Annotated in this window: 11 protein-coding genes; all 11 read right to left on the minus strand. The window is 43.7% G+C overall.

The window, feature by feature from the left end:
• The coding region (locus CWB76_RS07885; RefSeq protein WP_138606655.1) for a GTP-binding protein at positions 1-497 on the minus strand (497 nt) is incomplete at its 3' end.
• Positions 498-559: 62 nt separating this feature from the next.
• On the minus strand, positions 560-2,674 hold the full coding sequence (gene fusA, locus CWB76_RS07890; protein ID WP_010392137.1) for an elongation factor G: 2,115 nt from the start codon (positions 2,672-2,674) through the stop codon (positions 560-562).
• A 27-nt stretch (positions 2,675-2,701) separates the two neighbouring features.
• Complete coding sequence (gene rpsG, locus CWB76_RS07895; protein WP_010392135.1) at positions 2,702-3,172, minus strand: 30S ribosomal protein S7; 471 nt, start codon at positions 3,170-3,172, stop codon at positions 2,702-2,704.
• Between the two features lie 97 nt (positions 3,173-3,269).
• A complete protein-coding gene (rpsL, locus tag CWB76_RS07900) occupies positions 3,270-3,644 on the minus strand; it encodes a 30S ribosomal protein S12 (RefSeq protein ID WP_002958885.1) in 375 nt (124 codons plus the stop codon).
• Positions 3,645-3,838: 194 nt separating this feature from the next.
• On the minus strand, positions 3,839-8,011 hold the full coding sequence (gene rpoC / locus CWB76_RS07905; protein WP_054202751.1) for a DNA-directed RNA polymerase subunit beta': 4,173 nt from the start codon (positions 8,009-8,011) through the stop codon (positions 3,839-3,841).
• 104 nt (positions 8,012-8,115) lie between these two features.
• Positions 8,116-12,141, minus strand: coding sequence for a DNA-directed RNA polymerase subunit beta (gene rpoB, locus CWB76_RS07910; protein ID WP_076922659.1), 4,026 nt, complete (start codon positions 12,139-12,141; stop codon positions 8,116-8,118).
• Positions 12,142-12,409: 268 nt separating this feature from the next.
• Positions 12,410-12,772, minus strand: coding sequence for a 50S ribosomal protein L7/L12 (gene rplL / locus CWB76_RS07915; RefSeq protein WP_008108465.1), 363 nt, complete (start codon positions 12,770-12,772; stop codon positions 12,410-12,412).
• 74 nt (positions 12,773-12,846) lie between these two features.
• A complete protein-coding gene (rplJ, locus tag CWB76_RS07920; protein WP_008108464.1) occupies positions 12,847-13,341 on the minus strand; it encodes a 50S ribosomal protein L10 in 495 nt (164 codons plus the stop codon).
• Between the two features lie 320 nt (positions 13,342-13,661).
• Positions 13,662-14,366: a 50S ribosomal protein L1 gene (rplA, locus tag CWB76_RS07925; protein ID WP_010392122.1), complete on the minus strand. Its 705-nt coding sequence runs from the start codon at positions 14,364-14,366 to the stop codon at positions 13,662-13,664.
• Positions 14,367-14,370: 4 nt separating this feature from the next.
• Positions 14,371-14,799 carry a 50S ribosomal protein L11 gene (rplK, locus tag CWB76_RS07930; protein ID WP_008108462.1) on the minus strand — a complete coding sequence of 143 codons (429 nt, stop codon included), beginning with the start codon at positions 14,797-14,799 and terminating at the stop codon, positions 14,371-14,373.
• Between the two features lie 217 nt (positions 14,800-15,016).
• Complete coding sequence (gene nusG / locus CWB76_RS07935; protein WP_008108460.1) at positions 15,017-15,574, minus strand: transcription termination/antitermination protein NusG; 558 nt, start codon at positions 15,572-15,574, stop codon at positions 15,017-15,019.
• Positions 15,575-15,578: the final 4 nt, after the last annotated feature.

The raw sequence follows: 15,578 nt of genomic DNA on the forward strand, positions 1-15,578 counted from the left end.
GCACCTGGGAAGTCGTATTCAGAAAGAAGTTCACGAACTTCCATTTCTACTAGCTCAAGTAGCTCTTCATCATCAACCATGTCACATTTGTTCATGAACACAACGATGTAAGGAACGCCAACTTGGCGAGAAAGTAGGATGTGCTCACGAGTTTGTGGCATAGGGCCATCAGTCGCAGCAACTACTAAGATAGCGCCGTCCATTTGAGCAGCACCAGTGATCATGTTTTTAACATAATCGGCGTGACCAGGACAATCTACGTGTGCGTAGTGACGAGTAGGTGTATCGTACTCAACGTGTGAAGTTGAGATTGTGATACCACGCTCGCGCTCTTCTGGAGCGTTATCGATTGATGCGAAATCTTTAGCAACACCGCCGTATACTTTTGCAAGTACGTTAGTGATTGCTGCAGTTAGTGTAGTTTTACCGTGGTCAACGTGGCCGATTGTACCAACGTTTACGTGCGGTTTTACGCGTTCAAACTTTTCTTTTGCCATCTTAAAAAATTCCTAATAAAGAAATTAAAGCCTGACTCAGTATTGAGCCAGACAAGCTAAAATCATATAACAGCGCGAGCTGAAATTATTGTATCTGCAACCTGCTTAGAGGCTTCAGCGTACTTCAAAAACTCCATAGAGTATGAGGCACGGCCCTGTGTTGCAGATCGTAAAGCAGTCGCATAACCGAACATTTCAGATAGTGGTACCACAGCATTAATTTGCTTAAGGCCACCAAGTGCATCTTCCATGCCTTCGATCATGCCGCGACGACGGTTTAGGTCGCCAACTACATCACCCATGTTTGCTTCAGGAGTGAGTACTTCAACCTTCATTACTGGTTCTAAAAGTGCAGGGTTTGCATCTAGCGCACCTTGCCTCATAGCCAGTGAACCTGCTATTTTAAATGCCATTTCATTCGAATCCACATCATGGAATGAACCATCATATAAAGTCGCTTTAACACCAAGTAATGGGTAGCCTGCCAGTACACCTTGAGCCATTTGCTCTTGGATACCTTTGTCTACCGCAGGGATGTATTCTTTCGGCACTGAGCCACCTACGGTTTCGTTTACGAACTCGTAAATTGGGGCTTCATCATCCGAAATATCCATCGGTTCAAGTTTAAGCCAGACGTGACCATATTGACCACGACCACCTGATTGACGTACAAACTTTCCTTCAACTTCAACAGTTGAACGAATAGCTTCTCGGTATGCAACCTGCGGCTTACCAACGTTACATTCAACACTGAATTCACGTTTCATACGGTCGACAATGATATCAAGGTGAAGTTCACCCATGCCAGAGATAATAGTCTGGCCTGATTCTTCGTCAGTTTGTACGCGGAAAGATGGATCTTCTGCAGCTAGTTTTCCTAGCGCGATACCCATTTTATCCTGGTCAGCGATTGTGCGAGGCTCAACCGCAACAGAGATAACTGGTTCTGGGAACTCCATACGCTCAAGCGTAATAATAGAGTTCGGATCACACAGTGTTTCACCTGTTGTTACGTCTTTGAGACCAATAGCCGCCGCGATATCGCCTGCGTGGACTTCTTTGATCTCTTCACGTGAGTTTGAATGCATCTGAACGATACGACCAAGACGCTCACGCTTACTTTTTACTGGGTTATATACCGCGTCACCCTGTTTAACAGTACCAGAGTAAACACGGAAAAAGGTTAAAGTGCCAACAAACGGGTCTGTTGCAATCTTGAATGCAAGAGCAGCAAACGGCGCTTTATCATCAGCAGGACGCTCTTCCTCAGTACCATTTTCTAAGATACCTTGGATTTGTTTCACTTGTGTTGGTGATGGCATATATTCAACAACGCAATCAAGCACAGCTTGAACACCTTTGTTTTTAAATGCACTACCACACGTCATGGGAACAATTTCGTTCGCTAATGTGCGTTGACGCAAAGCATTTTTAATTTCTGCTTCGCTTAACTCTTCACCTTCTAAGTATTTATCCATTAGTTCTTCAGTAGCTTCAGCAGCGCTTTCAACTAAGTGAGAGCGCCATTCTTCGGCTAATTCCTGAAGTTCTGCCGGTATTGCCTCATAAGAGAAAGTCATACCCTGGTCTTTATCATTCCAGTTAATGGCTTTCATTTTAATAAGGTCAATAACACCTTTAAAGTCGTCTTCAGCGCCAATAGGCAGCTGGACTGGAACAGGCGTTGCTCCAAGACGAGATTTCACCTGGCTTACAACCGTTAAGAAGTCAGCGCCCGTGCGATCCATTTTATTTACGAAGATCATTCTCGGAACTTCGTACTTGTTCGCTTGACGCCAAACTGTCTCAGTTTGCGGCTGTACACCCGATGAAGCACAAAGAACAACTACCGCACCATCTAGTACACGTAAAGAACGCTCTACTTCGATAGTGAAATCTACGTGCCCTGGGGTATCAATAATATTGATGCGATGGTCGTCAAATTGAGCGTCCATCCCTTTCCAGAAACACGTTGTTGCAGCAGAAGTGATTGTGATACCACGCTCTTGTTCCTGCTCCATCCAATCCATAGTTGCAGCGCCATCATGCACTTCACCGATCTTATGAGAAAGACCTGTGTAGAACAGAACACGTTCTGTTGTGGTGGTTTTGCCTGCATCTACGTGAGCACAAATACCGATATTGCGGTAACGCTCAAGTGGAGTTGTACGTGCCATAAAATCCTCTTAAAGGTTAAGGACAGATTACCAACGGTAATGAGCGAATGCTTTATTCGCTTCAGCCATACGGTGAACGTCTTCACGTTTCTTAACCGCAGTGCCTTTGTTATCAGCAGCGTCAACGATTTCTTGAGCTAAACGTAAGCCCATAGATTTTTCGCCACGCTTACGTGCAGCGTCTACTAACCAACGCATACCTAATGCGTTGCGACGTACTGGACGTACTTCAACTGGTACTTGATAAGTTGAACCACCAACACGGCGAGATTTAACCTCTACCTGTGGACGGATGTTATCAAGTGCAGTTTCAAAGATTTCTAGGTGCGACTTGCCTGATTTCTCAGCAGCCACGTCTAGCGCACCATAAACGATTTTTTCAGCAGTAGATTTCTTGCCGTCTAACATTACGATGTTAACGAATTTTGCAAGAAGTTCCGATCCGAACTTAGGATCTGGAAGAATTTTACGTTGACCTATTACGCGTCTTCTAGGCATTTTGTATCTCCGGTTTATTCAGGTTTGTCCTTTTGGAACAATAACCCAAAACAATAATTAATAATATTTAGTGCTTGGCCTTACTAACGGAATACAATTAGCCTTTAGGGCGTTTTGCACCGTATTTAGAACGAGCTTGACGACGGTCGCTTACGCCTGCACAGTCAAGTGCACCACGTACAGTGTGGAAACGCACACCTGGTAAATCTTTAACACGACCACCACGGATTAGGATTACACTGTGCTCTTGAAGGTTATGACCTTCACCACCGATGTATGAAGTTACTTCGAAACCGTTAGTTAAACGTACACGAGCTACTTTACGTAACGCCGAGTTTGGTTTCTTAGGTGTAGTTGTATATACGCGAGTACATACACCACGCTTTTGCGGACACGCTTTAAGCGCAGCTGAGTTACTTTTAGTAACCTTGCTACGACGTGGCTTACGCACTAGCTGGTTAATAGTTGCCATTTAAATAGCTCCTGAAATTAAAATTACTACTGAAAAAAATAAAAAATCCGCCCTTGTTTTACGAGCATGTATTAAACGTGCAAGTAAATGGGTGGCGGAATTTTAATGAGCAAAGATTGACCTGTCAACCTAAACCGCTCGCAAGGCAGTAGATAACTACCTTGCTAAACTCTAATCTATTGATTAGGTTCGGTTTATTGATTTCCAGATAAATCCGCGTTTAAGGCATCAGTCAGTGCTTGAGTCGCCTCTTCTGCACTTACCGTTTGCTCTTCAACAACGTCTTTTTGCTTACGACGAGCCATACGATCTTGATGATACGCAAAACCGGTACCGGCTGGGATCAATCGACCCACAATTACGTTTTCTTTCAGACCGCGTAACTCATCGCTCTTACCATTTACAGCGGCTTCTGTTAGGACACGAGTTGTCTCCTGGAACGAGGCTGCTGAGATGAAAGATTCTGTCGCTAGTGATGCTTTAGTGATACCCATTAACTGGATTTCAAACTTAGCTGGGATCTTACCTTGAGCTTCAAGGTCGCGGTTTGCGATATTAACGCGTGCCACTTCAATTTGCTCACCGGCTAAGAACTCAGTATCACCACCGTCTAGAATGATACATTTACGTAGCATTTGACGAATAATAGTTTCAATGTGCTTATCATTGATCTTAACGCCCTGCAAACGGTAAACCTCTTGCACTTCGTTAACAATGTAGTTAGCAACATGAGTCACACCACGTAGGCGTAAGATGTCATGCGGTGATTCTGGACCATCGGCGATAACTTCACCTTTAGACACTTGCTCACCTTCAAACACGTTAAGTTGACGCCACTTAGGGATCATTTCTTCGTAATGATCGCCTTCAGCTGGAGTAATAACTAAACGTTTCTTACCTTTAGTCTCTTTACCGAAGCTAATCGTACCGGTGATTTCAGCTAAGATAGCTGGATCTTTCGGCTTACGCGCTTCAAATAAGTCGGCTACGCGTGGTAGACCACCCGTGATATCACGAGTTTTCGAACCTTCTTGCGGAATACGTGCTAGTACGTCACCTGGGTTTGCAGTCGCGCCGTCTGTTACTTCAATCGTAGTGAATGAAGGAAGACGTGTTTCTTGCAAGCCACGCTCATCACTTTCAATGATAAGTTTCGGCTCTTTCGCATTCGCTTTAGCAAGATCTTTAACAACTACGCGAGTTAAACCCGTTAGTTCGTCAGTCTGTGCTTCAGTATTTGAATCATCGATATCGCTGAACGATACTTTTGATTTATGCTCAAGAACGATTGGGTGACTATGCGGGTCCCAAGTAGCAACAATGTCGTTACCTTGAACTTCTGCATTGTCTTGCACTGTTAATACCGCACCGTAAGGTACTTTATAACGCTCTTTCTCACGACCATAGCTATCAATGATAGTGATTTCTGTAGAACGAGAGGTAATAACAATCTTACCGTCTGTATTTAATACATACTTAGCGTTGTGAAGTTTTAATGTACCGTTAGTTTTAACTTGTACGTTATTTTCAGCAGACGCTCTTGATGCCGCACCACCGATGTGGAATGTACGCATCGTAAGCTGTGTACCCGGCTCACCGATTGATTGTGCCGCGATAACACCTACTGATTCACCCGCGTTGATGATATGACCACGTGCTAGGTCACGACCATAACACTTAGCACAAACACCAAAGTCGTTATCACAGGTGATAACTGAACGTACACGAACTTCATCAACTGAGTGCTCTTCTAAAAGGTCACACAGTTTTTCGTCAAGCATGATGTTACGTTCTACAAGTACTGTATTAGTACCAGGGATAACAACAGGCTCAGCAACAACACGACCTAGTACACGTTCGCGAAGTGCTTCTACAACGTCACCACCTTCAATAAGCGGTTTCATTGTTAAGCCATCTTCTGTGCCACAATCGTCTTCATTGATTACCAAATCTTGTGCAACGTCTACAAGACGACGCGTTAGGTAACCGGAGTTCGCTGTTTTCAGTGCTGTATCGGCAAGACCTTTACGCGCACCGTGCGTTGAGATGAAGTACTGAAGTACGTTTAGACCTTCACGGAAGTTAGCCGTGATTGGCGTCTCGATGATTGAACCATCTGGACGTGCCATTAGACCACGCATACCTGCTAGCTGACGGATCTGAGCGGCACTACCACGAGCACCTGAGTCGGCCATCATAAACACTGAGTTAAATGACGGTTGCTCTTCTTCTTCACCTTGCGCATTCACTACGGTGTCTTTTGACAAGTTAGCCATCATTTCACGTGATAGATTTTCATTTACACGTGACCAAATATCGATAACTTTGTTGTACTTTTCACCAGCCGTTACAAGACCTGATTGGAATTGTTGGTTGATTTCAGTTACTTCAGCTTCTGCTGCTTCAATGATTGATGCTTTAACTGGTGGGATAACTAAGTCATCGATACCAATTGAAACACCTGACTTCATTGCGTAGTGGAAACCGGTGTACATAACTTGGTCAGCAAACACAACTGTGTCTTTTAAACCAAGACGACGGTAACACTCATTTAGTAAGCTAGAAATTTGCTTTTTACCTAGAGCTTGGTTGATTGACTCAAACGGCATACCTTTAGGTAAAATAAGAGACAGAATTGCACGACCCACTGTAGTATCAATGATTGTAATTGTATCTTCTACAACACCATCTTCATTAGCTACTGATTGGCTAATACGTACTTTCACTTTTGCGTGAAGGTCGGCATTACCACTACGGTATGCTTTTTCTGCTTCTTTAGGATCTTTAAATACGGTGCCTTCGCCTTTGGCGTTAATGCGGTCACGCGTCATGTAATAAAGACCTAATACAACGTCCTGTGAAGGAACGATGATTGGCTCACCATTAGCAGGCGATAAGATGTTGTTTGTAGACATCATTAACGCACGAGCTTCTAGCTGCGCTTCAATTGTTAGCGGTACGTGTACCGCCATTTGGTCACCATCGAAGTCGGCGTTGTAAGCCGCACATACTAATGGATGCAAATGAATCGCTTTACCTTCGATAAGCACAGGTTCAAACGCTTGGATACCCAAACGGTGAAGTGTTGGTGCACGGTTAAGTAATACTGGATGTTCACGAATTACTTCGTCTAGTACATCCCATACTTCCGCTACTTCACGCTCAACCATCTTTTTAGCTGCTTTGATTGTCGTAGCCATGCCGCGACGTTCTAATTTGCCATAGATGAATGGTTTGAAAAGCTCTAATGCCATCTTCTTAGGAAGACCACACTGATGAAGCTTAAGTGTAGGACCAACCGTGATTACAGAACGGCCAGAGTAATCTACACGCTTACCAAGTAAGTTCTGACGGAAACGACCTTGCTTACCTTTGATCATATCAGCAAGCGATTTAAGTGGACGTTTGTTAGAACCTGTAATTGCACGACCACGACGACCGTTATCAAGTAGCGCATCAACCGCTTCTTGTAACATACGTTTTTCGTTGCGTACGATAATATCTGGTGCAGCTAAATCTAGTAGACGCTTAAGACGGTTATTACGGTTAATTACACGACGGTAAAGGTCATTTAGATCAGATGTCGCAAAGCGGCCACCGTCTAGTGGTACTAATGGACGTAAGTCAGGTGGCAATACTGGAAGTACTGTCATGATCATCCACTCAGGGTTATTACCTGATTGGTGGAACGATTCCATTAACTTAAGACGTTTAGTGATCTTTTTACGCTTAGTTTCAGAGTTAATTGTTGGTAACTCTTCACGCATCTCTGCAATTAATTGAGCAAGATCGAGTTCACGAAGCAAGTCTAATACTGCTTCAGCACCCATCTTCGCTTCAAACTCATCGCCGTGCTCTTCAAGTGCATCTAGGTATTCTTCTTCACCTAATAGCTGACCACGCTCAAGCGTTGTCATACCAGGCTCAGTTACTACGAATGATTCGAAGTAAAGAACACGTTCAATATCACGAAGCGTCATATCAAGCATTAAGCCGATACGTGACGGTAATGATTTTAAAAACCATATATGCGCAACTGGACTTGCCAGTTCTATATGACCCATACGGTCACGACGCACTTTAGTGAGTGTTACTTCAACGCCACACTTTTCACAGATCACACCACGGTGTTTAAGGCGTTTATATTTACCACATAAACACTCATAATCTTTCACTGGGCCGAAAATACGGGCACAGAATAAGCCATCGCGCTCAGGCTTGAAAGTACGGTAGTTAATAGTCTCAGGTTTCTTTACTTCACCATATGACCATGAACGAACCATGTCTGGTGAAGCAAGACCAATGCGAATTGCATCGAATTCTTCGGTCTTATTTTGTTGCTTCAGAAACTTAAGTAAGTCTTTCACCTTAGCTCTCCTGTCGGAGTTAATCTTGAGGACGGATGTTCTCGTCCCTACATTCTATTCAGCCATAACAGATGCTGCAGCGTTCACTGCAGCATCTAATTGGCTTAATTTTCTTCCAACTCGATGTTGATACCCAGTGAGCGGATTTCTTTCAACAATACGTTGAACGATTCTGGCATACCTGGTTCCATTTTATGGTTACCATCAACGATGTTTTTATACATCTTAGTACGACCGTTCACGTCATCCGATTTCACTGTTAGCATTTCTTGTAGAGTGTAAGCAGCACCGTAAGCTTCAAGTGCCCATACTTCCATCTCACCAAAACGCTGGCCACCGAACTGTGCTTTACCACCCAGCGGCTGCTGAGTAACAAGGCTGTAAGAACCAGTAGAACGCGCGTGCATCTTATCATCAACCAAGTGGTTAAGTTTAAGCATGTACATGTAACCTACAGTTACTTGACGTTCAAACTGATCGCCAGTACGGCCATCATAAAGTGTAACCTGACCACTTCTAGGGTAGCCGCCTAGCTCTAGCATGTCTTTGATTTCGTCTTCTTTCGCGCCATCAAATGCAGGAGTAGCAATCGGTAAACCACCTTTCAAGTTTTCAGCTAAACGACGAATTTCGTCATCAGAGAAACTAGCGATATCCACAACCTGACGAGATTCACCGATCTCATAAGCTTGTTTGATGAATTCACGTAGCTCATGAAGCTCGCGTTGCTCTTTCATCATTTCTTCTAAGCGCTCACCAATACCGCGTGCAGCTAGACCCATATGCGTTTCAAGGATCTGACCGATGTTCATTCGCGATGGTACACCTAGTGGATTTAGTACGATATCTACCGTACGACCTTTGTCATCGTATGGCATATCTTCTACTGGTACGATAGTCGAGATAACACCTTTGTTACCGTGACGACCCGCCATTTTATCACCCGGTTGGATACGACGTTTAACAGCTAAGTATACTTTAACAATTTTAAGTACACCTGGTGCTAAGTCATCACCTTGAGTAATTTTACGACGTTTGTTTTCAAACTTCTTATCGTATTCAGCTTTAAGCTCATCGTACTGTGCAGCTAGTTGCTCAAGTTCAGCTTGCTTGTCTTCTTCAGCAAGGCTTTGAGTTAGTAACTTTTCAGCATTCAGTGACGTTAAGTTGTCTTCATCGAAGCCAGCTGCCACAAGTAACTTGCGAGCACGCTCTAAAACACCAGCTTCTAGAATACGGAACTCTTCGTTGAAGTCTTTCTTCGCTTCGCGAAGCTGCATGTCTTCAACTTCTAACGCACGCTTATCTTTTTCAACACCATCACGGGTGAAAACTTGTACGTCGATTACAGTACCAGTTACAGAGTTAGGTACACGTAAAGAGCTGTCTTTAACGTCAGACGCTTTTTCACCGAAGATAGCACGTAGTAGCTTCTCTTCTGGTGTTAATTGCGTTTCGCCTTTCGGAGTCACTTTACCTACTAGGATATCGCCGCCTTTAACTTCAGCACCAATATATACAACGCCTGATTCATCAAGCTTGCCTAGTGCAGATTCACCCACGTTCGGGATATCTGCTGTGATCTCTTCTGAGCCTAATTTAGTATCACGGGCGATACACTGTAGTTCTTGAATGTGGATAGTCGTTAGACGATCTTCTTCAACTACGCGCTCTGATAGTAAGATTGAATCCTCGAAGTTGTAACCGTTCCATGGCATAAATGCCACGCGAAGGTTTTGACCAAGGGCTAAGTCACCTAAGTCAGTCGAAGGACCATCTGCTAACACATCGCCACGAGTAACCGGTTCACCAACCATACAAGTCGGCTTTTGGTTAATACATGTATTTTGGTTAGAACGTGTGTACTTGGTTAAGTTGTAGATGTCGATGCCCGCTTCACCAGGGATGCGCTCTTCTTCATGTACATTAACAACGATGCGACTTGCGTCGGCATACATTACTTCACCACCACGTTTAGCAACAATCGTTACACCAGAATCTTTTGCTAGTGTTAACTCAATACCTGTACCTACTAACGGTTTGTCCGCTTTCAATGTTGGTACTGCTTGACGTTGCATGTTTGAACCCATCAATGCACGGTTAGCATCATCGTGTTCTAGGAACGGGATAAGTGCTGCCGCTACAGAGATCACCTGTTGTGGTGATACATCCATATATTGCTGGTCCATGCGACCCATAAAGGTTGATTCACCTTTGTGACGACATGGAATAAGTTCATCTACAAACTCATTGGTTTCAGTTAAGTTTGAGTTCGCCTGTGCGATAACAAACTGACCTTCTTCAATGGCTGATAGGTAATCAACTTCATCAGTTACTACACCGTCTACCACTTTGCGGTAAGGTGTTTCTAAGAAACCGTAGTCATTGGTACGTGCATACGTAGACAATGAGTTAATTAGACCGATGTTTGGACCCTCAGGAGTCTCGATTGGACATACGCGACCGTAGTGAGTTACGTGAACGTCACGTACTTCAAAGCCAGCGCGCTCACGAGTTAGACCGCCCGGACCTAATGCAGAAATACGACGCTTATGCGTTACTTCTGATAGCGGGTTATTTTGGTCCATAAACTGTGATAACTGAGACGAGCCGAAGAACTCTTTAACCGCTGCCGAAATAGGCTTAGCGTTAATAAGATCTTGTGGCATTACCGCATCAAGGTCACCTAAGCTTAAACGCTCACGTACAGCACGTTCTACACGTACTAAACCTACACGGAATTGATTCTCAGCCATTTCGCCAACACTACGTATACGACGGTTGCCTAAGTGGTCTATATCATCAACATCGCCAACACCGTTACGAATAGCAATCAATACTTTCATAACCGCTACGATGTCTTCTTTGCTTAATGTGCCAGGGCCTGTGTCTGAATCGTAACCAACACGGCTATTGAACTTCATACGACCTACTGTTGATAAGTCATAGCGTTCTTCTGAGAAGAATAAGTTCTCAAATAAGGCTTCAGCCGCGTCTTTCGTCGGTGGCTCGCCTGGGCGCATCATGCGATAAATTTCTACTAGTGCTTCTAAACGGTTGCTTGACGAGTCAATATTCAACGTATTTGACATGTAAGCGCCGCTGTCCACTTCATTGATGTATAGTGTATCAATGGTCGTGTGACCGGCTTTAACCAATTCAGCCATCATTTCAAGCGTTAGCTCGTCATTTGCAGTAGCAATGATTTCACCTGTTGACTCATCAACATAGTTCTTCGCTAATACACGGCCAATGATGTACTCATGTGGTACTTCTAATTGCTTAATGCCTTTTTTCTCGATGCTCTTGATGTGGCGAGCCGTAACACGACGACCGCTTTCAACAAGGACTTCACCGTCTTCGCTCTTGATATCAAAAGCGGCAGTTTCACCACGTAAACGTGAAGGCACAAGTTCCATAAGAACCTTACCGTCAGCGATTTCAAACGCAGTTGTATCGAAGAAGATATCTAGGATTTCTTCACTCGTGTACTCAAGTGCACGTAAGATGATAGACGCCGGTAATTTACGACGACGGTCAATACGGACATATAAGTTATCTTTTGCATCAAATTCGAAGTCTAACCATGAACCACGGTAAGGAATTACACGTGCGTTATAAAGCACTTTACCTGACGAGTGAGTTTTACCGCGGTCGTTATCAAAGAATACACCAGGGCTACGGTGTAGCTGAGAAACGATAACACGCTCTGTACCATTGATTACAAAAGTACCGGTATCGGTCATGAGCGGAATTTCGCCCATGTAAACTTCTTGCTCTTTAATGTCTTTAACTGTGCCTGGAGCTTCTTTGTCCATTACTACAAGACGCAGTTTCACGCGAAGTGGAGCAGAATAAGTCACACCGCGAATTTGACATTCTTTTACATCGAATACTGGCTCACCAATACGATAACTTACGTATTGAAGCTCAGAATTTCCCGAGTAGCTTTTAATAGGGAACACAGAACGGAAGGCAGCTTCCAAACCATGATCGCCATCAGCGTCCGGGACTAAGAATTTTTTAAACGATTCTAACTGCGTCGACAGTAAGAAAGGTATATCCAAAACTTGTGGACGTTTACCAAAATCCTTACGGATACGTTTCTTTTCAGAATAAGAGTAAGCCATGGGGTTCCTCAGCTTGCTGATCTTTGACCCGACCTGTTCTTGTAAGAACAGACTTAACTGGCATCTATGCCAAGATGTACAACATTAACTGTTGTTCCAACTTAATCCCACTTCAACACTAGCAAACTATAAAGCGTTGAAATTAAAGAATAAATCAGATTTTATTTGCGATATAAGAATAGTCGCTCTATAGCGCAAAAAGGCCGGTGATTAAATAATCACCAGCCCTTGCCTGATTTCTCAGGCAGCGAACCTAGCAAAAGCTAGATTACTTAACCTCAACTTCAGCACCAGCTTCTGTAAGGTCTTTAGCAAGAGCTTCAGCTTCTTCCTTAGAGATACCTTCTTTAACTGGAGTTGGAGCAGCTTCAACTAGAGCTTTAGCTTCTTTTAAGCCAAGACCAGTTGCGCCACGTACAGCTTTGATTGCCGCAACTTTATTAGCGCCAGCGCCAGTAAGGATTACGTCAAATTCTGTTTTCTCTTCAGCAGCTTCAGCAGCAGGACCTGCTACCATAGCAGCTGCAGCAGTTACGCCGAATTTTTCTTCCATTGCTTCAACTAGAGCAACAACGTCCATTACTGACATTTCAGCAATTGCGTCAAGGATTTGGTCTTTAGTTACAGACATTACAAATTTCCTAATAATTAACGGACTCTAAGGTCCAAATAAATTTACACCGAAAGGGATTAAACAGCTTAAAATTAAGCAGCTTGCTCTTCTTTCTGTACACGTACTGCTTCAATTGTTTTACACAATTTACCAGCAGACGCTTCTTTCATAGCGCTCATTAAGCGTGCAACAGCTTCGTCGTATGTAGGTAGAGTTGCAAGCATAGCTGCATCTACTACATTACCTTCAAAAGCGGCCGTTTTAAGCTCAAATTTCTCATTCTTTTTCGCGAAGTCTGAAAAGATACGCGCAGCAGCACCTGGGTGCTCTGATGAGAAAGCGATTAAGCTTGGACCAACAAATGAATCAGATAGGCATTCAAAGTCTGTTCCTTCAAGAGCACGTTTAGCTAGAGTGTTACGGACAACTTTCATCCAAACACCCGCTTCGCGAGCTTCTTTACGAAGGGCAGTGATTGCACCAACTGTTACACCACGAGAATCTGCAACTACTGCAGATAGAGCACCAGTGGCTGCTTCGTTGACTTCAGCAACAATTGCCTTTTTGCCTTGAAGATTTAAAGCCATGGGTGTTACTCCTGGTTTAATGGGTTACCGTACATCGGCTTCCCTGTTTTACTCTTCCCCACCAATAAAGGTGGAGATGCTTTTTACGGCGAGAGCCAGAAGATTAGGAAAAATCTATCTGGGGATTCACACCGTCTACGTAGGTAATATTAAGGCCGAAGCCGCCTACGGTCTTGGACGGAAGCCCAATTTATCGCGTTGCCCGAAGGCGCTTCGAAATTATGGACTTCAACCCGAATTCTTTACTTTGCGATTAACTAAATTAATCAGCAAAATGGCGCAAAATTATAGTACAAATTTCACGCCATGTAAACACTCAATTAAGCAACAACTGTGCTTAAAGTGCCTTGGTCAACAGAAACACCTGCGCCCATTGTTGTAGAGATAGTTACTTTCTTCAAGTAAACACCTTTAGCTTGAGAAGGTTTAGCCTTCTTAAGCGCAACAATTAGAGCTTCAAGGTTTTGTTGTAACTGCTCAGCAGTGAAATCAACCTTACCAATAGTAGTATGGATGATACCATTTTTGTCATTGCGGTAACGCACTTGACCTGCTTTCGCATTTTTAACTGCTTCTGCAACGTTAGGTGTTACAGTACCAGTTTTAGGGTTCGGCATTAGACCACGTGGGCCTAAGATTTGACCTAGTTGACCAACAACACGCATAGCGTCTGGTGATGCAACAACAACGTCAAAATTCATCTCGCCTTTCTTAACTAGGTCAGCAAGATCTTCCATGCCTACTAATTCAGCACCGGCTTCTTTTGCAGCTTCTGCATTAGCGCCTTGAGTGAATACAGCAACACGAACGTCACGACCAGTACCGTTAGGTAGTACAGTAGCACCACGAACGTTTTGATCAGATTTACGAGCATCGATACCAAGGTTAACAGCAACGTCAACACTTTCTACGAATTTAGCTGTCGCTAGTTCTTTTAAAAGAGCAACTGCTTCGTTAATTTCGTAATCTTTAGTTACTTCCACTTTTTCGCGGATAGTACGCATACGTTTAGTTAATTTAGCCATTATCTTAGTCCTCTACGTTCAAGCCCATCGCACGCGCAGAACCTGCGATAGTGCGAACCGCAGCTTCTAAATCAGAAGCTGTAAGGTCTGGTTTCTTTGTCTCAACGATTTCTTCAAGTTGAGCACGAGTTACTGTGCCTACTTTTTCAGTGTTAGGACGGCCTGAACCAGATTTGATACCAGCAGCTTTCTTAAGTAAGTAAGCAGCAGGTGGCGTTTTCATGTCGAACGTAAATGAACGGTCGCCGTAAACAGAGATCACTACAGGAACTGGAGCGCCTTTTTCGATAGATTCTGTACGTGCGTTGAACGCTTTACAGAATTCCATGATGTTTACACCGTGTTGACCTAGTGCTGGACCTACTGGAGGACTAGGGTTAGCCATACCAGCAGCAACTTGTAGCTTGATTAGAGCTTCAACTTTCTTAGCCATTATAAATACCTCATTAGGTGGGTCTTAGCCTTGTGCGCGCGAGGACGCGTACTCTAGCGGCTTCCCAGTTTAAAAATTGGTTTCTCACTTTTTAGTAAACAGTTAAACAAACGTTTTCCCTGAATACAAAAAGGCCGCTGATTATAAGTTAATCAGCGGCCTTTTTCAAGCTTCGTGCCAAAAATTTAAAAGTTTTTAACGCGACGCTTTAAATCAATTACTTATCTTGTTCAACTTGACCAAATTCAAGTTCAACTGGCGTAGAACGACCAAAAATAAGTACCGACACTTTAACGCGGCTCTTTTCGTAGTCAACTTCTTCAACCACACCACTAAAGTCTGCAAATGGACCATCAGTAACACGAACCACTTCACCCGGCTCAAATAATGTTGCTGGTTTAGGCGCTTCTGCGTTCTCTTGTAGACGGTTAAGAATACGATCAGCTTCTTTGGTGCTAATAGGTGCTGGACGGTCTGATGTGCCACCAATAAAGCCCATAACACGTTCAGTGCTATTTACTAAGTGCCAGCTTGCATCATTCATATCCATTTGTACTAGTACGTAACCTGGGAAGAATTTACGCTCAGATTTACGCTTTTGACCAGCACGCATCTCTACGACTTCTTCAGTAGGAACTAATACTTCACCAAAGCTATCTTCTAGACCTTTGATTTTAATATGCTCTAATAATGTTTGAGCAACACGCTTCTCATAACCTGAGAAAGCCTGTACTACGTACCAACGTAGTTTCTTTTCGTTATTCTCATCCGACATGGGA

The organism is Pseudoalteromonas sp. S1609 (assembly GCF_005887255.1).
GTDB lineage: Bacteria > Pseudomonadota > Gammaproteobacteria > Enterobacterales > Alteromonadaceae > Pseudoalteromonas.